Raw genomic sequence first — 21,257 nt, forward strand, 5'->3', positions numbered from 1 at the left:
TTTTATATGAATGCGGAGCAGTTACAAAAAACATTGCGTGCTAGTCAGTATGCAGAACAAGTTTTAGGCCTGCATCAGGCTGTTTTAGAACAAGATTACCAAATAGATCAATTTACTGCACCGCTCTCAACTGATCAAATTTATCAATTTGTACAAACCACATTAGATGGAATTGGTGACGAAACATCTTGGATGCGCGCACTTCGTATTTTGCGTGGTCGTTTAATGTTTCGCTGGATCTGGCAAGATGCCAATCAGCTTACCGATGTTGTCACACTTACTCGTGAACTTTCTGATTTTGCTGATGCCAGCATTTGTGCGGCAAAGGCTTTTGCACGTGTAGCACTCGTAGCGAAACACGGTGAACCTGTGGGTTACTCTGGCAAAGTTCAAGATTTGATTGTAGTTGCCATGGGTAAGCTCGGTGCACAAGAGCTTAATCTCTCGAGCGATATTGATCTAATTTTTGCCTTTGATGAACAAGGCGAAACCAATGGTCGTAAATGCATTGATGTGCAGCAGTTCTGTATTTTATGGGGACAAAAACTCATTTATCTGCTTGAGCACATTACCGCAGATGGTTTTGTATTTCGAGTAGACATGCGCTTGCGTCCTTGGGGTGATGGCTCGGCATTGGCGATTAGTCATGCAGCTTTAGAAAAATATTTAAGTCAGCATGGTCGTGAATGGGAGCGATATGCATGGATTAAGGCACGTGTTGTAACTGGAGATAAAGAAGGGCAAGACTTGTTAGAAATGACACGTCCTTTTGTTTTCCGTCGTTATGTCGATTACACCGCCTTTGCTGCTATGCGCGATATGAAAGCGATGATTGAGCGTGAAGTTCTACGCCGCCATATCGAGGATGATATTAAACTCGGCGCGGGTGGTATTCGCGAAATTGAATTTATTGTTCAGGTGTTCCAGCTTATTTATGGTGGGTCTAAACGTGAGTTACAAGACCGCCAATGTTTAGTCAGCCTTGAGCACATTGGCGAAGCTGGTTTGTTAGAAAAACAAGCCGTTTTAGAATTAGAAGATGCCTATCTGTTTTTACGCCGTGTTGAACATGCAATTCAAGCGCTCAATGACCAACAAACCCAGCTATTGCCAGAAGAAATTGACCTAAGACAACGAATTATAGATACCTTGGGTTTTGCGAGCTGGAATGAATTTATTGATGTTCTCAATGAGAAACGCCAGAAAGTAAAAGTTCAATTTAAGCAATTGATTGAAGATACAAGTTCAAATGCAGCGACTGAAAACTTTGGGCAGTTAGAGCAGCAGTTAGATGAAGTGTTGGATGACAATGCGAAAAATCTGATTCATGAATTCTGGCACGGTCATGCACTTAAAAAACTACCTTCAAATGCAGTTCAGCGACTAAAGACATTCTGGCCTCATTTAATTGAAGTGATCTTACAGTCCGAACAACCTCAAACTGCACTTTTACGTTTAATGCCGCTGATTGAATCGGTCATGCGCCGGACAGTGTACTTAGTCATGTTGATTGAAAGTAAAGGGGCATTACAACGCTTAGTTAAAATGGCGACCGTAAGTCCATGGATTTGTGAAGAGCTAACGCAATATCCAGTACTGCTTGATGAATTTTTATCGATGGACTTTGAGTTGCCAAAACGCAAAGACTTAGAAGACTCTTTGCGTCAACAATTGCTTCGCATTGAGATTGATCAGGTTGAAGACCAAATGCGAGCACTTCGCCTGTTTAAAAAGAGCAATGTACTCACTGTTGCTGCAAGCGATGTGTTAGCTGAAAGCCCACTAATGAAAGTATCCGATGCGTTAACTGATATTGCTGAAGTGAGTGTAAACGCAACCCTCCATTTAGCTTATCAGACTGTAGCAAAGCGTCATGGTTATCCATGTGATGTTGATGGGAAACGTTGCTCACTCGATTACAAAGCCTTTGCTGTTATTGGTTATGGCAAGGTAGGTGGAATTGAGCTGGGTTATGGCTCCGATTTAGATCTTGTCTTTATTCACTATTTAGATGAGCAAGCAGATACTGATGGAACGAAGTCAATTAGTGGCTTTGAGTTTGCTATGCGTGTCGCTCAAAAGTTTATGTCACTCATGACCACTCAAACCCTTGATGGCCGTGTCTATGAAATTGATACGCGATTAAGACCTTCAGGTGAGGCGGGTTTATTGGTGACAAGTCTTAAGGCCTACGAACACTATCAGTTGAAAAGTGCATGGCTTTGGGAGCATCAGGCACTCGTTCGAGCACGCTCTATTGCTGGTGATGAGGTGCTTTGCCAGAAATTTGAAATATTTCGACGTGAGATATTGACTCAATCTAGAGATGAGGCTTATGTTCGTGAAGAAGTGTTGAAAATGCGTCAGAAAATGAAAGACCACCTAGGTTCGTCTTCTGAACAAAAAAAACATGGTATTTTTCATTTAAAACAGGACGCAGGTGGTATCGTCGATATCGAATTTATGGCACAGTATGCTGTACTTGCATGGAGCGGGACGAAACCCGATCTCGCCCATTATTCTGATAATGTAAGAATATTAGAAGATGCTGCTAAAGCAGACTGCTTATCCAGTGAAGATGCCACAGCATTAATTCGAGCCTATCTTAGTGAACGTGCCGAAAGCCACCGTTTAGCCCTTGCAAATCAATCCATGCAAGTAAGCGCAGCGGACTGGCGTAGTACCCGTGCGGTCGTTTGCAATTTATGGCAAAGATTAATAGACCCAACCGCCTCGGTTGAGTTGGATAGTGAATGATTTTATAACAATTTGGAGTGTTCCATGAATTTGGCTGATCGTGATGGTTTTATTTGGCAAGATGGAAAATTAATTGATTGGCGTGATGCAAAGATTCACGTTTTAACCCATACATTACACTACAGTATGGGCGTATTTGAGGGTGTTCGTGCTTATGAAACGCCTAAAGGTACTGCCATTTTCCGTCTTCAAGACCACACAAAACGTTTGTTAAATTCAGCAAAAATTTATCAAATGAAAGTACCGTATGATCAAGCCACGCTTGAACAAGCACAAATCGATGTAGTTCGTGAAAATAAATTAGCTTCTTGCTATTTACGTCCATTAATCTGGATCGGTTCAGAAAAACTTGGTATTGCAGCAACAAATAATACGATTCATGCCGCAGTTGCAGCATGGGCGTGGGGCGCATACCTTGGTGATGAAGCAATGGCGAATGGTATTCGCGTTAAAACTTCATCGTTTACTCACCATCATCCAAACGTGACCATGTGTAAAGCAAAAGCATCTGGTAACTACACGTTGTCAATTCTTGCTCACCAAGAAGTTGCACATTCTGGTTACGATGAAGCTATGTTAATGGACCCACAAGGTTATGTATGCCAAGGTTCAGGTGAAAACGTATTCTTGATTAAAGATGGCGTTTTACATACTCCAGATATCGCTGGTGGTGCGCTTGATGGTATTACACGCCAAACTGTCATGACGATTGCGAGAGATCTTGGTTATCAAGTTGTTGAGCGTCGTATTACACGTGATGAATTCTACATTGCAGACGAAGCATTCTTCACAGGTACTGCTGCGGAAGTAACGCCAATTCGTGAATACGATGACCGTCCAATTGGTGCAGGTGGCCGTGGCCCAATTACTGCTGAAATTCAAAAGACTTACTTTGATGCAGTTCAAGGTAGAAATCCGAAATATGAACACTGGTTAACTTACGTAAAATAAGTTAATCCGTTAACATAAAAAGGCGAACTTTGGTTTCGCCTTTTTATTTTTGGCTTATGGAGCTTTTATGCATATTGTCTATGTCTCTGATGGTAAGGCAGGACATCGCTCACAAGCATTAGGCTTGTTTCAGGCGATGCAAAGACAACAGGCAGATACAACTTTTGAAGAGATCCTCATTTCTGATTTACCTATTATTTCTTTAATTCAGGTACTTTTCTCTTCAAAAAACTCCTTATTTCAACAAGCCCCCGATTTTATATTGGGAGTGGGCAGTCACACTCATTTTCGGGTCTGGTTACTCGGTAAAATTTTTAGAAAAGCTAAAACTATTATTTTGATGAAGCCTAATTTACCTGTGGTTTGCTTTGATTATGCTGTTATTCCAGAACATGACGGTATTCATGCCGATAGCCATGTGATTGTCACGCGTGGTGCACTCAATCCAATTCGTAATGAAAACCGCCATCAAACAGCCAGAATTTTAATAGCCTTAGGTGGCTCATCTAAACGACATCAATGGAACCAAGATAAAGTATTAAGCAGTGTTCAAAAAATTGTTGAGAATAATCCAGACTCTGAAATTATTCTGACGACTTCACGCCGAACGCCAGCAGGATTTATCGATATTTTAAGACAGCAAAGCTTTGCCGAGCATTTGCAAATATTTCCGGTTGAGCAAACACCTCAAGGCTGGATTTTTGAAGAAATGCAAAAAGCAGAAGCTGTGTGGGTGACAGAAGACAGCGTATCTATGATATTTGAGGCGCTTACTGCGGGTTGTCGAGTAGGGGTAATGGCAATGGACCGTTTGAAAGACGACCGCATTACCTACTCAGTTGATCAAATGTTAGAATCAAAATTAATTTCACAGCAGACTTATGTTGTACAGTTACCACAACCTTATGCTTTTAAAGAAGCAGACCGTGTGGCAACATATCTTTTAGCGAAAAATTAAATTTTTTATTTTGAGTAAATAAATGAAAATATTGCATATTGCGAATTTTGGCTTTAATAAACAAGGCGCCCATTTTTACTGCACAGACCGTAAAATTTCTGCCGGATTAATTGAAAATGGCCATTTCGTTTATGACTTTAGTTTTCGTGACATGGCTCGCATGGGAACCATTTTTAAAACAAAAAAACTGGGTGCCAGTTGGGCCAATAAAGAAGTACTAAAGGTCGTTAATAATATTGAACCTGATCTGGTACTCATCGGACATAGTGATTTAATGAGTCCAGATGTTTTAAAACAGATTAAAGAATCTTATCCAAATACTAAAATTGCATTTTGGTATGTTGACCCGCTTTATCTCGAAAGCAAACTCGATTTCGTAAAAGCATTTTCGCCTTATCTAGATGCTATTTTCTGCACAACAGGTGGCGAATATCTACAAAAATTAAAGCAGCCTCATTTAAGCGTCGCCTATTTGCCAAATGTTGGTCACCGTAATGTAGAAACGCTACAACAATTTTCAAACGCTAACACAGACAAGACTTTTATTTTCTGTGGCGTGGTTTATAAAGAACCTGAGCGTGAGAAGTTCTTAAAAGATTTGGCAGATGCATTGAAACAAGGCCATGTGAACTATCAATATTATGGTTGCTTTGAACAGCCGGGTGTTTACGGTAAAGGTTATTATAAGGTTCTTTCTGAGACAAAAATGGGACTCAATTACTCACGCCGTAATGATGTAACCTTGTATAGTTCTGACCGTATTGTACAACTGACCGGTAATGGTTTACTCACCTTTAGCCCAAGAATTCCTGGCTTTGAAAAACTCTACACTGAGCAGGAAGTGGTTTACTTTGATGATCAGTTCGACTTGGCCAAAAAGATACAATTCTTTGATCAGAATCCAGAGCAAGCTGAAAAAATAGCGAAAGAGGGATGGGAGAAAACACGCAAATCTTTCAATGCTAAGCGCATCACCCAATTTATGATTGAAGTGACATTTAAGCAGCCCCTTTCAGAAAATTATGAATGGTCACATGAGGTTTATGCATGATGTGGTTTTTGTACGTTGCGGTAGGCCTACTCGCACTTGCTGCACTGTTATATGTGCTGGGTAATTATACATTTTGGCTTCCGTTTCGTTCGAGCAAACTACCACGTATTGTCATGTTACATCAGGTGACCCCTAAAGATGCGGCCTCTGGCATGAATATGCCTCCTGAAAAGTTTGAACAACTCTTACAGTTGTTGACGCGTAAAAAAGCTACTTTTTGCTTTGTCTCTGAGCTTGAACAATATCGTGGTCAAAAGAACGTTGTTGCTTTAAGTTTTGATGATGGCTTTATGGATAATTATCTATATGCCTATCCATTACTTAAAAAATATAATGCAAAGGCAACCATTTATTTGGCTACGCAAATTGAAGGAATCGAAAAGCTAACTCATGAGCAAATCCATGAAATGGCAAACTCTGGTTTCATTGAATTTGGTGCACATACACAACATCATGTGAATTTACTTAAGCTTGATGATCAAACTGCTTATCAAGAGATGCTTGAGTCTAAACAAGATGTCGAAGCACTAGTTGGAAAATGCCCTAGCTTTGCTTATCCATTTGGTCGATTTAACGAAAAGCACCAGAAAATGGCGCAAGAGATTGGCTTTAAAAACGCCGTATCAACTCGTAAAAAAATCGAAGCGTACGAAGCAATTAATCAATTTAATATTCCACGTGTCAGCACGCATGGTGCCATGAATGCTTTACAGATGCGTATCGCCCTTGCTAAAGGACGTTATAAGTTATGAATAAAATTCCATGTAGTGTCTATATTGTCACTTTAAATTGTGGCGCTTGGTTAGAGCGAACTTTGCAAAGTGTCAGTGATTTTGATGAAGTCATTATTTTAGACTCTGGCAGTACTGACAATACTTATGAAATTGCACAGCACTTTGAAAATACACATATTTCTCATCAAGATTGGCAAGGTTATGCTGGGCAAAAAAGTTTGGCTTTAGCAAAATGCCGAAATGATTGGGTACTCAATCTAGATGGTGATGAAGTCTTATCTAACGAGTTAAAACAAGAGATTGTTGAGACCATTCAACAGAACAAGCTTGATGCATTAATCACACCGATTAATGATGTGTTCTTAGGTGTTCCCAACAGCAAACATACTAAAAAGCATGCAAAAGTGCGTTTTTTTCGCAAGTCTAAAGGGCATTATGATCTTGCCAATAAAGTCCATGAAAATGTGATTGTGGATGGTGAATCACAGCGAGCTCAACATGATATTTATCATTATGGTGAGTCGAGCATTTTTGTTAAAGTCGAAAAAAATAACCAATATTCCAATTTAAAAGCATTAGAGAAATTCCAAAAAGGAAAGTCTCCAAGCATTGCAAAATTGGTTTTGGTGATGCCAGTGACTTTTATGAAGTCTTATTTTATTCGCCGTAGTTTCTTAAATGGTTGGCGTGGTTTCGTAAATAGTATGATTAACGCATTTTATGCATTTCTAAAAGAAGCCAAACTATTTGAACAGACTCTGAATAAAGATAAAAATAAGTAGGCAAGCTATGAAAATTGTTCAGGTATTGGCAACGAGTGGCGGAATTGGTGGCTTAGAGCAGCACACTTTTAACCTTGTTAATGAGCTTGCTTTGAACCATGAAGTGCACGTGATTGCACATCCTTGCTATGTAGACAAGTTTAGCCAACAGGTACATTTTCATGCTGTCGACTTTGCTCGTAGCCGCTGGAATATTTTTTTACTCTGGCAACTTAAAAATCTGATCCAGCAAATTCAACCTGCTATTGTTCATGCACAAGCAGGAAAGGCGGCTGAGCTGATTGCCCGAATTAAGCCATTTTTAGTTGGCCCAAAATTTGTAACGACGGTACATGGTACCAAAAAGAATAAATCTGCCTATTTAGCCGGCGATGCGGTTATTGCGGTGAGCCAAGCTCTAAAGCCAGGGATTCCCGAGGCGAAAGCACACGTGGTTTATAATGGAGTGTATCCTCAACCTGCTCTTACAGCTGAAAATAAAGAAAAATTACTTCAATCGATTCAAAAAGATTTTGCTGAGCTAGACCCTAGCAAAAAAGTTGTCATGTGTATTGGACGTCTAGAACCAGTAAAAAATATCAGTTTATTGATTGAGTCGATGCAACATATCGATGCCAATTTATGGATTGTAGGCGATGGTTCACTTAGAGCAAGTTTAGAGAAACAAGTCAGTGAATTAAACATGCAAAATCGGGTCGCTTTTCTTGGGTTTAGAACTGATGCTCGAGATTTAGTTCAGTTGGCAGATGTTGTAGTTTTATCTTCTGACCGTGAAGGTTTTCCGCTCGTAATGGTAGAAGCTTTACAGGCCGATAAAGCTATGGCTTCAACTAAAGTGAATGGTGTGATCGAGTGGCTGCCAGAACAATATCTAGCAGAAATTGGAGATGCAGAGGGCCTAACAAGCGCAATTCAAGCTGCACTTAAGCCGGATGCACAAAATGCCTTTAGCCCTCTGTATGAAAAAGCCAAAGCTGAACTAACTGTGCCAGCCATGGCCGAGCAGACGCTTAATATTTATAAGCAGCTGTTGAAAACTTAATTATTTTTTGGCGTAAGGCGGATGGCATCAAGTACCACGAAGTTATCTTCGACATTAATGGTATGGCAACCGTCATCTGCCTGATTCCAGTCTGGTAAAACCACTTCTAGTAATTTTTCTTCATAGGCTGTTGGGCTAAGCTGAGTAATCGCTTTTAATTCGATATTGCCGCCATAACGTTTTAAAGAATCTTGGCTTGGTCGAACCAGTTGTCCTTTATAAATAAAAGGTTTGCCTGCCATACGAAACTGCTGACTGCCTCGGCACACTGGATTCATTGGGTGCTCTTGCCATTGAGGATTCAAAATATCTTCGGTAAAAAATAGATCTAAACGGTCACCAAACTTCTTACAATCACGACGTGTTGAAGTAAAAAGATACCATAAGCCTTCATGATAAAAAGGTGTGCTGTCGACTGCTTCGATATTCTCGATCAGATTAGAATGCTTTTCCCATTTCAGTGGAAACTCAGTACATTTCCAAAGCTCAATAGTTTTATTAGCCGAAGTCTCAGGAATCATGTACCAAGTGTCTTCTACTTTAAATACACAAGGATATGAGAGGTGGTAATCGAGTTTTAAAATAGTCTCAGGTGGGGTGTAGGTGCCATCCTTAAAGACTTCCAAGACAGAAAGAAAGCCGACTGGATGCTGATCATCGACTTCTTCAAAAAAAATAAAATGACGGCCATTTTCATAAGCATAAAAGCTATCTGCAAATGTAAACTTTTTAGGGGAATGGATCTCAAAAAGAGAATGTAATTGCTCAAGTGTTGTAAAAGGTTGTTCTAACCAGCCGAAACGCATATACCAATGAGAGTCAAAAGATTTTGCTTTTTTTGCTTGTTGGTATTTGTACCATTTTTTTTGAATTGAACGAATCATGACAATACAAGAAAATAAAAAAGATATATTAACTCTATTTTACATTAGATATGATACTCGCTGTTTAAAAGGGGAATAGCTTAATGAAGATTTATGTTGTAACTATCGAAGATGAAAAATCACCTCGTTTAAGTAAGTTCCTCGGCCAAAATTTTTTCAAGACGAGTAAGGTTGACTACACAAAAGTAGGCGTTAAGGGGGTGGATTTATCCGTAAAACAATATTTTGAAATGGCTGTAAAAGGTCGTTCCCAACCTTTAACACCGAGTGAGCTAGGCTGTACCTTATCTCATTTAAAAGCTTTAGAGCTTTTTCTTGAATCGGAAGATGAATATGCATTGATTTTTGAAGATGATGCAATATTGCCTGATGATTTAACGATTGATAAGTTAAAAGAAGAATTAGAAAAAGTAGCTTTACCATCGAATTTACTATTTAGTTTAGGCGGTATTCAAATGAAGGAATGCCTAAAAACAAGAGGTGAATTTAAAGACTACAATTTTTTAAATAAAAAAGTATTAGAAGTGGTTCCAGATTTTTTCCATCGTGCTTGCTATGCTTTTGCGTACGTTGTTGATAGAAAAATGGCTGAAACATTACTTAAATATCATCATAAAATAAGAAAAGCAGATGATTGGAGTTATTTATTTGATTTTGATTCAACTGTTCATATCTTAATGTCATTTATTGTCGATCATCCAGTAATTGAAATTGGAGAAAAAGATCCAATATTAAGCCGGTTAGAAAGTGAAAGAGCAAAATCTGAAGATTTAGAAAAAAGTAAATATGGTCATGGCTTAAGAAAAAATTTGGCGAAATTATCATATAAGCGATACTTTTAAATTTTTTAATTATACTTTTAAGCTTAGAGATATTTTATATGACAGCTTTAGTTAGTATTATTGTGCCGGCTTATAATGCCTCAAATACTATTCTTGATACTATTAAATCAATAGACGAACAAACTTATAAAAATTTTGAGTGCATAATTGTAGATGATGGGTCAAATGATAGTGATGAGTTGTGTGAAAATATATCTGATTATTTAGGTAAAGATAAGTATAAATATTTTAAAAAAGAAAATGGGGGAGTGTCGAGTGCTAGAAACTGGGGAGCAAATAATGCCTCTGGTGATTATTTGATGTTTGTTGACTCTGATGACAAAATTGCATCTAGCTATATTGAAAAATGCTTAAATATATTGCAAAGGCGTCCTGATTTAGCATTAGTGTGTACAAATGTTCAAGAGTTTGAACGCTCAAATAATAAGATTAGCCATAAAATAGTAAGTTTAAAAGAGTTCATTTTTCATAATGCTATTTTTCCATGTATTGCTCTAATGCGGACTACTGACTTTAAAAGAGTAGGAGGCTATGATGAAAAACTTAAAGTTTGTGAAGATTGGAACTTATATATCTCTTTATTAAAGAATAATAAAAACTATTTTGTTATTCCAGAATATTTATATTTTTATAGAAAAAGATCAGATCAGTCTAGTTTAACTGATCAAATCGATTGTCAAAAAATTTCAAAAGAAATTGCTTTGAATAGAATATTTGATAACCATAAAGATTTATACAGTGATCATCTTGGATCAATCTGGAACATGGTTGAAAAGAATAATGAAGCCATAAAAATTTCTAAACGGTATAGTAGAAGTGTTAGTCTGATTTTTATCGTATCACTAATAAGTTTCTTTATTGCATTTTGGGGTGGTTCTACTCGATATATTCAAATAATTGTAGTTTTTAATATATTTGTTTTTGCACTATTTCTTTTTTTAAATAACAAATTTAAAAAAGAAATAACTAAGTATAGATATTAATAGATTTTAAAAATCAAGAAGTGAATTTTTCTTAACTTTGTTTGATTTAATATATGGTGCTAATAAATTTCTATCTGAACCAATTAACTTTATAAGATAAGGCATATTTGATGGTCTATAGTTCAGTACTAATGATTCAATAAAATGGATGTGAGATTTTTTATTAAAACTATGATAGATAAAAGCATTTTCATCACAATTAACTAGTGAAATACTCATATCCATTTTTCTTAAAACTTTTTGGCAAGCTACATAAATAACTAGATATTCGAGTCGACAAATATTTTGAAAATATTCATTATAGTTTGGACATGTTTTTCTAATTTCCTCAATATAGTTTTTAACCCCTAATTTAATGGCATAGGTTAGTTCAATTAACCATTCTTTAAAAAAAGGATTATCTTTCTCAGAAGCTAGAAGCCAACTTTCAATAACTGGGTACTGTTTTACAGTAGTATTGGCATTGCTATAATAACCAAATGCCTTGGTTTTATTGTTATTACATAGATCAATAATCCAGTCTAAATTACTATATAGAATTACACTTGCATCAACCCATATACCACCATGTTTATATAATAAATATAAGCGTAGTAGATCAGATTTTAATTGAGGAGTGAGACCTTCAAATTGAGAAAAGTCAATTTCACAAAAATCATTTATATTGTTATTATCTAAAATGTGAACAGTATATTCATGATTCAAACTTTTAATACGTTCTAAACAACGTTCTACAAGTTCTGGTTTTTTAGAGTCCCAGTATATCCATATGATTTTTGGAATATTAATTTTACCTTCAGATTGAGGATGAAGGGTAATTAGATTTGCTAGGTTGTTAGGTTCAAGATTTTTAATACGCTTATCTATATAGAATTTAAGATGAAACCTTAAAAGGAAAAAAATTTTTCTTGTAGATTTGCGTAAACCCATAACAACCTCAAATGATAAATAAAAAGAATTTTTTATTTATCCGTATTTCCTTTTAAAACCATATAAATCAGCGCAACAAAAATAAGCAATGCACCTGCTAAGCTACTTACGCAGAAATAAAGAATACGTTGATTTGTATTGATGTTAAATAATTCATTTGCAAGGATATAGCGCATGAAAAACCATTGCGCAAGAGAGAATACAATTACGATTAAAGCATGTCGACGTACATCAGGGCGCATTGCCATAATGAATCACCAAGGGAGAAAAAGTGGAGGTATTATGCCATTTGCCCACTCTCATCTCAATAGAGCCTTAATTGAGTAAAATTGTGTAGAAAAACTAAAATTATGAATAAATTGTGAATTTTTATTAACATTAATAAACTTTGAGGTCCATTTTTTATCTGAAATTTTCTAGTAAATTTCTGTACTTATTTGGATATATGTTTAATGCAGCCTGTTGATTTTGTAATGATTTGGGTAGACTCAACCGATACGAAATGGCAGCAACAATACATATATTATAAATCCAGAGAAACTAAAACAAAGACGGTTGAACTTGTTGATCAATGCCGCTATCGCGACTGGAATAATCTTCATTACTGGTTTAGATCTGTTGAGAAATTTTGTCCGTGGGTCAGAAAGATCCATCTGGTGACTTGTGGGCATTTCCCAGAATTTTTAGTCAAAAATCATCCTAAGTTAAATTTGGTCACACACGATCAAATTATAGAACCAAATTGTTTACCGACATTTAACTCACATGCCATTGAAATCAATATTCATAAAATTGAGGGATTAGCAGAGCATTTTGTCTATTTTAATGATGATACCTTTATCAATAGGCCTTTAGAGCCTGAGTTCTTTTTTAGAAATGGTTTACCTTGTGATGGTGTGCGTTTACAGCCACTTATGGTAGTAGGTGAAGAGAACTTTTTAGGCGCAGTTGCTTTGACTGATGTTGCAATTATTAATAAACATTTTGATAAGCGAAAATTATTTCATAAAAATCCTTATGCTCTTTTTAATTATCGCTATTCTATGAGCAGTAATTTGGGGAATTTTTTAAGTTTATATAACCGAAAATTCTCAAGCTTTTATAGTACTCATTTGCCTCAACCTTTTTTGAAATCGGTATTTGAAGAAGTTTGGAAAACTGAAGAAGCTTATTTAAAAGAAGTATCAAGTCATCGATTTAGACAGCCTTTAGACGTTAATCAGTATCTTTTTCGGTTGTGGCAATTGTGTTCAGGTCGCTTTTATCCTGTAAATATATTTGAACGTGGTCAAAACTTTAACTTAAGGCTACAAAACCTTCCTGAAATTAATAATGTTATTAAGAATGAAAGGCTTCCACAGATTTGCCTAAATGACGATGAACATGTGGTCGATTTTGAAAAGATTAAAACAGAAATCATTCAAATTTTTGATCAAAAATTTAAAAAGCTCTCAAGTTTTGAAAAAGAAATATCTCATTAAAATTTGAAAATGACTCAATAAAAAACCCTGCAATTGCAGGGTTTTTTAATTTGAAAATCTAAAAATTATTTAGTTTCTTCAGCTTTTGGCTTTTCACGTAAGCGGATGCCCAAGTCACGAAGCTGATTTGCTTCAACAGGAGCAGGTGCTTGAGTAAGTGGACATTCAGCAGTCTTAGTTTTAGGGAATGCAATAACGTCACGAATAGAAGTCGCGCCAGTCATTAACATCACTAAACGGTCAAGACCAAATGCCAAACCACCGTGAGGAGGAGCACCGTAACGAAGTGCATTTAATAAGAAGCTGAATTTCTCTTCTGCTTCTTCATCAGAAATACCAAGCGCTTCAAAAATCGCTTTTTGCATTTCTAATGTATAAATACGTAGTGAACCACCACCAACTTCAGTACCATTCAATACCATGTCGTAAGCAACAGAAAGTGCTTCACCTGGATTGCTCTTCACTTCTTCTACGCTTGATTTTGGTAGCGTGAATGGATGGTGAACAGAAGTCCATTTGCCATCGTCAGTTTCTTCAAACATTGGGAAGTCAACAACCCAAAGTGGAGCCCACTCACAAGTTGAAAGATTCAAATCATGGCCAATCTTCACACGAAGAGCACCCATTGCATCATTTACAACTTTAGCTTTATCTGCACCGAAGAATACGATATCGCCATCTTGCGCACCAACACGTGCCAACAGTTCAAGTACGATTGGCTCAATGAATTTCACGATTGGAGATTGAAGACCTTCAATTCCTTTAGCGAGTTCATTAACTTTGATGTAAGCCAAACCTTTTGCACCATAGATGCCAACGAATTTAGTGTATTCATCGATTGCACTACGTGGCAATGACGCTGCACCTGGAACACGTAAAGCAACAATACGGCCTTTAGGGTCTTTTGCGGGACCCGCAAATACTTTGAACTCTACTTCTTGCATTAAGTCTGCAACGTCAACGAGTTTCAACGGAATACGCATATCAGGTTTGTCTGATGCATAGTCACGCATTGCATCTGCATACGTCATACGTTGGAATTTATCGAATTTAACGCCAAGAAGTTCATCGAACATCTTCACAGTAAGGACTTCCATTAAGTCCATAATGTCATCGTCACTCATGAACGATGTTTCAACGTCGATTTGAGTAAATTCTGGTTGACGATCAGCACGTAAGTCTTCGTCACGGAAACATTTCGCGATTTGGTAGTAACGATCAATACCACCCACCATCAACAATTGTTTGAATAATTGTGGTGATTGTGGAAGTGCATAGAAACTACCATTTTGTACACGACTTGGTACTAAGTAGTCTCGCGCACCTTCAGGTGTTGCACGTGTCAAAATAGGCGTTTCAACGTCTAAGAAACCATTGTCTTCGAAATAATTACGAATAAGATTGGTTAATTTAGAACGGAAGCGTAAACGATCCAACATTTCAGGACGACGAATATCTAAGAAACGATATTTCAAACGAATTTCTTCAGAAATATTGGTATTTTCATCATTTAACGGGAATGGAGGTGTTTCTGAAGCGGCAAGAACTTCGATGTCTTTACCTAAAACTTCAATTTGACCACTCACCATATTGGCATTTTCAGTACCTTCATAACGGCGACGAACACGACCTGTAATTTTTAATACATATTCAGAACGTGCTTTATCTGCAGTTGCAAATGCTTCTGGAGTATCTGGGTCAATAACCACTTGAACGAGGCCATCACGGTCACGCATATCAAGGAAAATAACACCACCATGGTCACGGCGACGATGTACCCAACCGCATAGTGTAACGGTTTGGTCGATTTGGGCTTCAGTTAAAGAGCCACAGTAATGAGTTCGCATCATAATGAAGATTATCCAAACTATATTGGCTGAAAAGACGGATGCGTAAACCGCGCACCGTCAAAAAAATAAGTTTTCGATTATGCCTTGTTGCATGGTTTGTCACAAGAAGTAGATCAAAAAACCGCAGAAATTAACCTGAAAATGAGCAATTTGGCAGCAAGTTTCCTGATTCATCCCATTCTTTGTTGCCGATCTAAAAACAAGAATAATAAGCATCCTAAGCTAAAGGTGCTTAACCAGCCCTGCATAAACTCATTAATCGAACGGCCTGTAAAATAATAGGTATCAGCATGCCAAACCTCATGAGGAATGTAGCGAGCATAATCCCAAAAAGAAAATAAACCCAAGAATGTAGATAGTATAAAAAGAGTCCACGCGAAAACTTTAATTTTTATACTGACCTTCCAATGCTGTTTATAGCGCTGGTAATAGTGAAGGCACATCCAAGCGAGAAAAGGCAAAGCAAGAGCAGAAGAGCCTAGTTGCAAAAGACGATGTAATGGATATGGACGTCCAAAAAGATGAACTGTTGTCGCTAATACATCTTTAAATACAAAGGTCCGAAAGTCTGCATGCGTTAAACCATCCCAAATCAGATGAGTCGCTATGCCGATGATGAGTGCAAATATGATTCCAATAAAAAATATAGAAATACGTTTTAAAGAATTGAGCGCAAGATCATGTTGCACACCAAAAAAACGGTACACCACTGGACGATAAAGAAAATACCAAACTGCACAAAAGACGAGACCTAATGTAAGGTTGGGATAGATCAGGCCTTTCCATTGGTGCGTCAGCATGCTGGCATGAACTGTAAATAAGCGGTAAAGATCGGGTGTCATACTCCCAATTGCTAAAGCAGCAATCGGTAAAGTATTTTGGCTAAGCTTGGAAAGAGGAGGGGCTATAACGGCATGAGAGATTGTAAAAGGCATTAGAAATCAAAAATTACTCACATCATTCAAACGACCAGTCTAACGAATCGTCTAATTAAAAATGTTTTTTATTGCAAAACAAATGAAATGTTATAGTATAACAAAAATAAAACATATCGTGATTCGGGACACATCCAATGCAGTTTTATAAAAATATTTTGACCTTATCCATTTTAGCTGTCATATCCGTTCCTTCGTTTGCAGCAGAAAGTGAAAATGTTGAAAAGTTAGAAACCATTCGAATTAAGGCTCATCCACTTGAGCAAACTTCACAAGATTTTGCAGTTGCAGATACTGTTGTTGATCAAAAGCATTTATCGCAAGGTGCTGCCACCATTGGGGATGCGCTGAGTAGTGAAGTAGGAATTTACGCTAATCAGTTTGGGGCTGGTTCGAGTCGTCCAGTCATTCGGGGGCAAGATGGGCCACGCGTTAAAGTACTTCAAAATTCATCAGAAAATATTGATGTCTCGACGTTGTCTCCTGACCATGCCGTAACTGTAGATCCTGTGCTTGCAAAACAAGTCGAAGTAATTCGAGGTCCTTCAACTTTACTGTTTGGTGCTGGAACTGTGGGCGGTTTAGTCAACGTTATTGATAACAAGATCCCTACGCAAATGCCTGAAAACGGCTATGAAGGACAAGTTGGCTTACGTTACAACACTGGAAGTGATGAAAAACTGGCGAGTGCTGGTGTAACTGTAGGTTTGGGTAGTCAAGTGGCTTTACGTGTTGAGGGGTTAACACGTGATGCGAATAACTACATTGCGCCAAATTATATTCATGAAGGTGAAAAAGAGCGTCGTGTAGACAATACTTTTGCTCAGGGTGATTCAGTTAACGTCGGATTGTCTTGGATTTATGACCGAGGTTATACAGGCATTTCTTATAGCAACCGTCGAGACCAATATGGTTTGCCTGGGCATAGCCATGAATATGAAAGTTGTAGTGCTCATCTAACGGGAATACCGCATTTACATTGTGGCGATCATGAACATGAAGATGGTGAAGAAGCCCATGATCATGGAAATGAAGAACATGATCATGAACATGGCGGCCCATGGATTGATTTAAAATCTGAGCGTTATGATTTTAAAACTGAGTTAAATGATCCATTTGCAGGCTTCCAAAAGTTACGTGCTCAGGCGAGCTATACTGATTATCAGCATGATGAAATTGAAGAAGGAACAATTGCAACCCGATTCCAAAACAAAGGCTATGACGGGCGTATTGAGTTAGTACATAACCCTATTGCTGATTGGGAAGGGGTCATTGGCGCGCAGTTAGGCCAGCAAAAATTAGATTTGACTGGCGAAGAAGCTTTTATGGCTCCGACCACTACGAAAAAGTGGAGCATATTTGCCTTAGAACATAAACAATGGAAAGACGTACATTTTGAGCTTTCTGCACGTGCAGATCAGCAAGAAATTGATGTAGACGACAACTCTAAACAAGATTTTGATGGTTCTGCCTTTTCTTATGCTGGTGCTGCGAACTGGGAGTTTGCACCAAACTATAAACTTTCTTTTGTAGCCTCTCATCAAGAGCGTTTACCTTTAGCTCAAGAGTTATATGCAAATGGTGGGCATTTTGCGACGAATACTTATGAGTTAGGAAATGATCAACTCAGTAAGGAAAAATCGAATAATGTTGAGTTAGGTTTGCATTTTGATAATGACAAACTTGATTACCATCTTCATGTTTACCATAACTGGTTTGATGACTACATCTATGCGCAGACCCTTGACCGTTATAAAGACTTCCGTTTAGTTCAATACACCCAAGATAAAGCACGTTTCTATGGTGCAGAGGGTGAAATTGGTTATCAAATTACCCCAATGTACAAGATCAGTGCTTTTGGTGACTATGTGCGCGGTAAAATTGATGCTGAAGGAAATGCACCACGTATTCCAGCAGGACGCTTAGGGACTAAAGTCGATGCAGACTTCGGTGATGGTTTTAGTGGTTCTGCCGAGTATTATCATGTCTTTAACCAAGACAAAATCGCGGCCTACGAGACCGAAACTGAAAGCTATAACATGCTAAATCTTGGTGTGGCATATTCTGGGCAATATGGTGCAAAAACAGATTATCGTGTCTATATGAAAGCGAATAACTTGTTAGATGACACCATTTATCAACATGCATCATTCTTATCAAATATTCCACAAGTTGGACGCAATTTTACAGTAGGTGTTGATTTTAGTTTTTAAGGCTTTAACACGAAACTAAACTTGAAAAATCAATCCAAAAGACCTAACTTGAAGCTATCAAGTTAGGTCTTTTTTATGCGTATTTTTCAACGAATTCATCAAAAAATAAATTGGTCAGGGCGTCGTTATATGGCGATATTACTTTGCGTTGTTGCTATTGCATATCTTGCATCGGCAATTTACCACACAGTAAAACCATTGCCACAAGGGATTAACTTTAGTGGCAAGCTTAGACATGCCGATGTCAAATTTTTAGCAGATAAAACCTACCTTGATGCAAAAGGGCAACAACAGGTTGATCAGCACATCTTTGATGAAATCTTGAAAATGATTGATGAGGCAAAAACCACGATTGTGGTGGATATGTTCTTGTTTAATTCAGAAGTTGGCGATTCAAAAATAAAGCAAAGACCACTCATGCAAGAGTTAACCGATGCATTGGTAAGTAAAAAAAGACAAAATCGCCAAATTCAGATTGTGATGATTACTGACCCGATTAACTCGGTCTATGGGGGCTTAAAACCTGAAAATTACCGTCAGTTGCGTCAAGCGGGTGTTGATGTGATTGAAACCAATTTAGGTCCATTACGTGCGTCTAACCCATTCTGGTCCGGCTTATGGTACATCTGCTGCCAGAATGTTGGAAATAATCCTGAAAAAGGCTGGTTACCCAATCCGTTCGGTGATGAAAAAATTACACTGCGTAGCTATTTAAACTTATTTAACTTTAAGGCGAATCACCGTAAAACCGTGGTCGTCGATACCGATGCGGGCTGGAAATCACTCGTAACTTCTGCAAACCCACACGATGGTAGTTCTAGACACTCAAATGTTGCATTGGTTGTAACGGGAGCCACAGCAGCTGATGTTCTACAAACTGAAGCAGCGGTTGCACGAATGTCGGGAAGTAGTGCACCCTCGCTCATTTTAGGTGATTTTGAAAAAGACGTAACCAAACCTCAAGTCCAAGTCTTAACTGAAGGGGCGATTTATCAATCTGTATTAAAATTGATTAACTCAGCTCAGCCTAAAGAGTACCTTGATTTGAGTATGTTCTATTTATCTGAACGTAAGATTATTCAGGCTTTAAAAAATGCTCAAGAAAGAGGGGTGATTGTTCGCGTTTTGCTTGACCCAAATAAAGATGCTTTTGGCCGACAAAAAAATGGTATTCCAAACCGTCAGGTGGCTTCAGAACTTCATGCTGTAGGTATTCCAATCCGTTGGTGTGATACGCATGGCGAGCAGAACCATAGCAAAATGATATTAAAATATAACGCTCAGCAAGCTGAGTTGATTGTAGGATCGGCTAATTTTACAGCCCGTAATTTAAAAAATTATAACCTTGAAACTGACATGCTGGTGATTGGTAAAGTTCAAGATCAAGTCTTTAAAGACGCTCAAAATTACTTCAATACCTCGTGGTCAAACCTGCAAGGCAGACAGATGAGCGTGGACTATGTGAAGTATGCAGATGAGTCTAAAGTGAAGTATTGGATTTATCGTTTTATGGAATGGTCTGGATTGTCGACTTTCTAATTCTATTTTTTATATAAACGTTGAGGTTATATGTTCACGACGGAGTCTCACGTCGTCTCACCCTAAACCTAGAGCTCATTCGTTACTTTGGTTTTGCCCAAAGTAACCAAAGGCATTTGTCATCCACAAAACCTGTTCAATATCTTCATTTAACCGATTTTATTGCAAAAACAATATATTCATAAATTTCGGGCAGGTTGTGGATGACATTTAGCACCAGCGAATATTGGAAAATATTTAATTTCTATATCACTTAGCCTATTCCATCATTCAAATAATTTAAGGCGCTGGCGGAATCAACTGATCCAAAGTCTTATCATCTAACTTTTCCAATTCACTCAAATCAGTCTTAATTTTCCACTGTGACTCATCATCAACAGGATTTGGTAAACGTGCCTCAAGCCAATCACAGACCACATCTGGAGAAAACTCCGGATGATTACACTGAATAATCCACGATAAAAAATCTTTTGCTTCACCGTTCATATACGGAGGTGGAGAAACAGGAAAGAATAAGGTCGGTAGGCGTTCGTTTGTTGATAGGTAGTTTAAAACATGCCCTAACTCTTGAACTGTTTGCCATGCAAGTGGGTGTTCTACATCAATACTGAACTTAAACCACCAAGCGTGTTCGCCATCTGCACCATTCGCCATGATACGTGCTTCTTGCACACTTGGAACTTTGCAGAAAAACTGATGAAGACGTTCAAAACTGATTTCAGACACAGCAATTGACCTAGCTAGAAAAAAGCTAATGTTAGCATAGATACAGATTCTTCATATTTTCTTTATAGTCATTACAAACCTTAGCAATGTTATCTGTTTTATTCATGGTTTCTCCTTGACTGTCTTCTAATCTAGCTTCATATCAAGATTAAAAGGAAATAGGGCATGAAAAAGCCAATCGTTCTTGTACTTTCGACGTTAATGTTAGGTATATCAGCTACCGCGATGGCCGATACAAATCATCGTTGGGATAATAATCATGGTAGAGACCATGACCGATATGAACACCGTGATCGTGATGACCGTCGCCATGATTATCGTAATGATCATCGGGCTCCAAGTTGGTCAAATGCCGATCGTGGTAAGCACTATGGTAGATATGTAGCATTTAAACGCGGTGATCGTATTCCTGCGGAATACCGTAATAGTCGCTATTATGTTTCAGACTGGAGATCGCATCGTTTGTATGAGCCACCACGTGGATACCGTTGGGTTAAAACGCCTAACCAATATTTACTCGTAGACTCAAAACATCAAATTTATCGTGTTCGTTAATTTTGAAATATAGAATATATAAATGGCCTCAATCTTGAGGCCAT

The 21,257-nt window shown here is 37.8% G+C and carries 19 protein-coding genes; 13 read left to right on the plus strand and 6 right to left on the minus strand.

Features of this window, described 5'->3' with window-relative positions:
* Nucleotides 1–6 precede the first annotated feature (6 nt).
* The 7 genes from glnE to ACLBWE_RS13745 all read left to right on the plus strand — a co-directional run bounded on the left by glnE (nt 7) and on the right by ACLBWE_RS13745 (nt 8,275).
* Nucleotides 7–2,757 carry a bifunctional [glutamate--ammonia ligase]-adenylyl-L-tyrosine phosphorylase/[glutamate--ammonia-ligase] adenylyltransferase gene (gene glnE, locus ACLBWE_RS13715; protein ID WP_270903437.1) on the plus strand — a complete coding sequence of 917 codons (2,751 nt, stop codon included), beginning with the start codon at nt 7–9 and terminating at the stop codon, nt 2,755–2,757.
* 24 nt (nt 2,758–2,781) lie between these two features.
* Nucleotides 2,782–3,708 carry a branched-chain amino acid transaminase gene (locus ACLBWE_RS13720; RefSeq protein WP_416703442.1) on the plus strand — a complete coding sequence of 309 codons (927 nt, stop codon included), beginning with the start codon at nt 2,782–2,784 and terminating at the stop codon, nt 3,706–3,708.
* A gap of 67 nt (nt 3,709–3,775) precedes the next feature.
* Complete coding sequence (locus tag ACLBWE_RS13725) at nt 3,776–4,666, plus strand: mitochondrial fission ELM1 family protein (RefSeq protein WP_447603533.1); 891 nt, start codon at nt 3,776–3,778, stop codon at nt 4,664–4,666.
* Between the two features lie 22 nt (nt 4,667–4,688).
* Entirely contained in the window at nt 4,689–5,717 is a 1,029-nt protein-coding gene (locus ACLBWE_RS13730; RefSeq protein WP_209735013.1) for a glycosyltransferase family protein, read from the plus strand.
* Nucleotides 5,714–6,469: a polysaccharide deacetylase family protein gene (locus ACLBWE_RS13735; protein ID WP_447603535.1), complete on the plus strand. Its 756-nt coding sequence runs from the start codon at nt 5,714–5,716 to the stop codon at nt 6,467–6,469. The genes ACLBWE_RS13730 and ACLBWE_RS13735 overlap by 4 nt, the downstream gene beginning before the upstream one ends.
* Nucleotides 6,466–7,233, plus strand: a complete 768-nt coding sequence (locus ACLBWE_RS13740) for a glycosyltransferase family 2 protein (RefSeq protein WP_447603537.1) — start codon at nt 6,466–6,468, stop codon at nt 7,231–7,233. The genes ACLBWE_RS13735 and ACLBWE_RS13740 overlap by 4 nt, the downstream gene beginning before the upstream one ends.
* Nucleotides 7,234–7,240: 7 nt before the next feature.
* A complete protein-coding gene (locus ACLBWE_RS13745) occupies nt 7,241–8,275 on the plus strand; it encodes a glycosyltransferase (RefSeq protein ID WP_447603539.1) in 1,035 nt (344 codons plus the stop codon).
* Here the strand turns inward: ACLBWE_RS13745 and ghy are convergent.
* A complete protein-coding gene (gene ghy, locus ACLBWE_RS13750; RefSeq protein ID WP_447603541.1) occupies nt 8,272–9,159 on the minus strand; it encodes a glycosyl hydrolase Ghy in 888 nt (295 codons plus the stop codon). The genes ACLBWE_RS13745 and ghy overlap by 4 nt on opposite strands.
* An 83-nt stretch (nt 9,160–9,242) precedes the next feature.
* Here ghy and ACLBWE_RS13755 point away from each other — a divergent pair, with 83 nt between their 5' ends.
* Together ACLBWE_RS13755 and ACLBWE_RS13760 are read left to right on the plus strand one after the other, a co-directional pair.
* On the plus strand, nt 9,243–10,001 hold the full coding sequence (locus tag ACLBWE_RS13755) for a glycosyltransferase family 25 protein (protein WP_045435562.1): 759 nt from the start codon (nt 9,243–9,245) through the stop codon (nt 9,999–10,001).
* A gap of 38 nt (nt 10,002–10,039) precedes the next feature.
* Nucleotides 10,040–10,984, plus strand: coding sequence for a glycosyltransferase family 2 protein (locus ACLBWE_RS13760; protein WP_447603543.1), 945 nt, complete (start codon nt 10,040–10,042; stop codon nt 10,982–10,984).
* A 6-nt stretch (nt 10,985–10,990) separates the two neighbouring features.
* Here ACLBWE_RS13760 and ACLBWE_RS13765 read toward each other — a convergent pair whose 3' ends face one another.
* A complete protein-coding gene (locus tag ACLBWE_RS13765) occupies nt 10,991–11,914 on the minus strand; it encodes a capsular polysaccharide synthesis protein (RefSeq protein ID WP_209832015.1) in 924 nt (307 codons plus the stop codon).
* 32 nt (nt 11,915–11,946) lie between these two features.
* On the minus strand, nt 11,947–12,162 hold the full coding sequence (locus ACLBWE_RS13770) for a hypothetical protein (RefSeq protein WP_005036150.1): 216 nt from the start codon (nt 12,160–12,162) through the stop codon (nt 11,947–11,949).
* Between the two features lie 204 nt (nt 12,163–12,366).
* Between ACLBWE_RS13770 and ACLBWE_RS13775 the strand changes: the two genes are divergently transcribed.
* Nucleotides 12,367–13,395 carry a stealth conserved region 3 domain-containing protein gene (locus tag ACLBWE_RS13775; protein ID WP_447603546.1) on the plus strand — a complete coding sequence of 343 codons (1,029 nt, stop codon included), beginning with the start codon at nt 12,367–12,369 and terminating at the stop codon, nt 13,393–13,395.
* Between the two features lie 65 nt (nt 13,396–13,460).
* On the opposite strand, the gene aspS is transcribed toward ACLBWE_RS13775, so the two are convergent.
* Together aspS and ACLBWE_RS13785 are read right to left on the minus strand one after the other, a co-directional pair.
* Nucleotides 13,461–15,245 carry an aspartate--tRNA ligase gene (gene aspS, locus ACLBWE_RS13780; RefSeq protein ID WP_005036159.1) on the minus strand — a complete coding sequence of 595 codons (1,785 nt, stop codon included), beginning with the start codon at nt 15,243–15,245 and terminating at the stop codon, nt 13,461–13,463.
* Between the two features lie 170 nt (nt 15,246–15,415).
* A complete protein-coding gene (locus ACLBWE_RS13785; RefSeq protein ID WP_447603548.1) occupies nt 15,416–16,180 on the minus strand; it encodes a DUF4184 family protein in 765 nt (254 codons plus the stop codon).
* Nucleotides 16,181–16,317: 137 nt separating this feature from the next.
* Here ACLBWE_RS13785 and znuD point away from each other — a divergent pair, with 137 nt between their 5' ends.
* The gene (gene znuD, locus ACLBWE_RS13790) at nt 16,318–18,393 is read left to right on the plus strand and encodes a zinc piracy TonB-dependent receptor ZnuD (protein WP_447603550.1); all 2,076 of its coding nucleotides are present in this window, start codon (nt 16,318–16,320) and stop codon (nt 18,391–18,393) included.
* 75 nt (nt 18,394–18,468) lie between these two features.
* A complete protein-coding gene (locus ACLBWE_RS13795; RefSeq protein WP_447603552.1) occupies nt 18,469–19,932 on the plus strand; it encodes a phospholipase D family protein in 1,464 nt (487 codons plus the stop codon).
* A gap of 279 nt (nt 19,933–20,211) precedes the next feature.
* On the opposite strand, the gene ACLBWE_RS13800 is transcribed toward ACLBWE_RS13795, so the two are convergent.
* The gene (locus ACLBWE_RS13800; protein ID WP_004638883.1) at nt 20,212–20,658 is read right to left on the minus strand and encodes a hypothetical protein; all 447 of its coding nucleotides are present in this window, start codon (nt 20,656–20,658) and stop codon (nt 20,212–20,214) included.
* Nucleotides 20,659–20,823: 165 nt separating this feature from the next.
* Here ACLBWE_RS13800 and ACLBWE_RS13805 point away from each other — a divergent pair, with 165 nt between their 5' ends.
* Entirely contained in the window at nt 20,824–21,213 is a 390-nt protein-coding gene (locus tag ACLBWE_RS13805) for an RcnB family protein (protein ID WP_005036171.1), read from the plus strand.
* Nucleotides 21,214–21,257: the final 44 nt, after the last annotated feature.

It is taken from the genome of Acinetobacter sp. M5A5_2a, assembly GCF_053345265.1.

What these genes read in the sequence shown, in the direction of transcription:
- glnE (WP_270903437.1), top strand. Translation starts at nt 7, where the DNA reads ATGAATGCGGAGCAGTTACAAAAAACATTGCGTGCTAGTCAGTATGCA.
- ACLBWE_RS13720 (WP_416703442.1), top strand. Translation starts at nt 2,782, where the DNA reads ATGAATTTGGCTGATCGTGATGGTTTTATTTGGCAAGATGGAAAATTA.
- ghy (WP_447603541.1), bottom strand. Translation starts at nt 9,159, where the DNA reads ATGATTCGTTCAATTCAAAAAAAATGGTACAAATACCAACAAGCAAAA.
- ACLBWE_RS13745 (WP_447603539.1), top strand. Translation starts at nt 7,241, where the DNA reads ATGAAAATTGTTCAGGTATTGGCAACGAGTGGCGGAATTGGTGGCTTA.
- ACLBWE_RS13765 (WP_209832015.1), bottom strand. Translation starts at nt 11,914, where the DNA reads ATGGGTTTACGCAAATCTACAAGAAAAATTTTTTTCCTTTTAAGGTTT.
- ACLBWE_RS13760 (WP_447603543.1), top strand. Translation starts at nt 10,040, where the DNA reads ATGACAGCTTTAGTTAGTATTATTGTGCCGGCTTATAATGCCTCAAAT.
- ACLBWE_RS13755 (WP_045435562.1), top strand. Translation starts at nt 9,243, where the DNA reads ATGAAGATTTATGTTGTAACTATCGAAGATGAAAAATCACCTCGTTTA.
- znuD (WP_447603550.1), top strand. Translation starts at nt 16,318, where the DNA reads ATGCAGTTTTATAAAAATATTTTGACCTTATCCATTTTAGCTGTCATA.
- ACLBWE_RS13785 (WP_447603548.1), bottom strand. Translation starts at nt 16,180, where the DNA reads ATGCCTTTTACAATCTCTCATGCCGTTATAGCCCCTCCTCTTTCCAAG.
- ACLBWE_RS13805 (WP_005036171.1), top strand. Translation starts at nt 20,824, where the DNA reads ATGAAAAAGCCAATCGTTCTTGTACTTTCGACGTTAATGTTAGGTATA.
- ACLBWE_RS13730 (WP_209735013.1), top strand. Translation starts at nt 4,689, where the DNA reads ATGAAAATATTGCATATTGCGAATTTTGGCTTTAATAAACAAGGCGCC.
- aspS (WP_005036159.1), bottom strand. Translation starts at nt 15,245, where the DNA reads ATGATGCGAACTCATTACTGTGGCTCTTTAACTGAAGCCCAAATCGAC.
- ACLBWE_RS13770 (WP_005036150.1), bottom strand. Translation starts at nt 12,162, where the DNA reads ATGGCAATGCGCCCTGATGTACGTCGACATGCTTTAATCGTAATTGTA.
- ACLBWE_RS13725 (WP_447603533.1), top strand. Translation starts at nt 3,776, where the DNA reads ATGCATATTGTCTATGTCTCTGATGGTAAGGCAGGACATCGCTCACAA.
- ACLBWE_RS13735 (WP_447603535.1), top strand. Translation starts at nt 5,714, where the DNA reads ATGATGTGGTTTTTGTACGTTGCGGTAGGCCTACTCGCACTTGCTGCA.
- ACLBWE_RS13740 (WP_447603537.1), top strand. Translation starts at nt 6,466, where the DNA reads ATGAATAAAATTCCATGTAGTGTCTATATTGTCACTTTAAATTGTGGC.
- ACLBWE_RS13775 (WP_447603546.1), top strand. Translation starts at nt 12,367, where the DNA reads ATGCAGCCTGTTGATTTTGTAATGATTTGGGTAGACTCAACCGATACG.
- ACLBWE_RS13795 (WP_447603552.1), top strand. Translation starts at nt 18,469, where the DNA reads ATGCGTATTTTTCAACGAATTCATCAAAAAATAAATTGGTCAGGGCGT.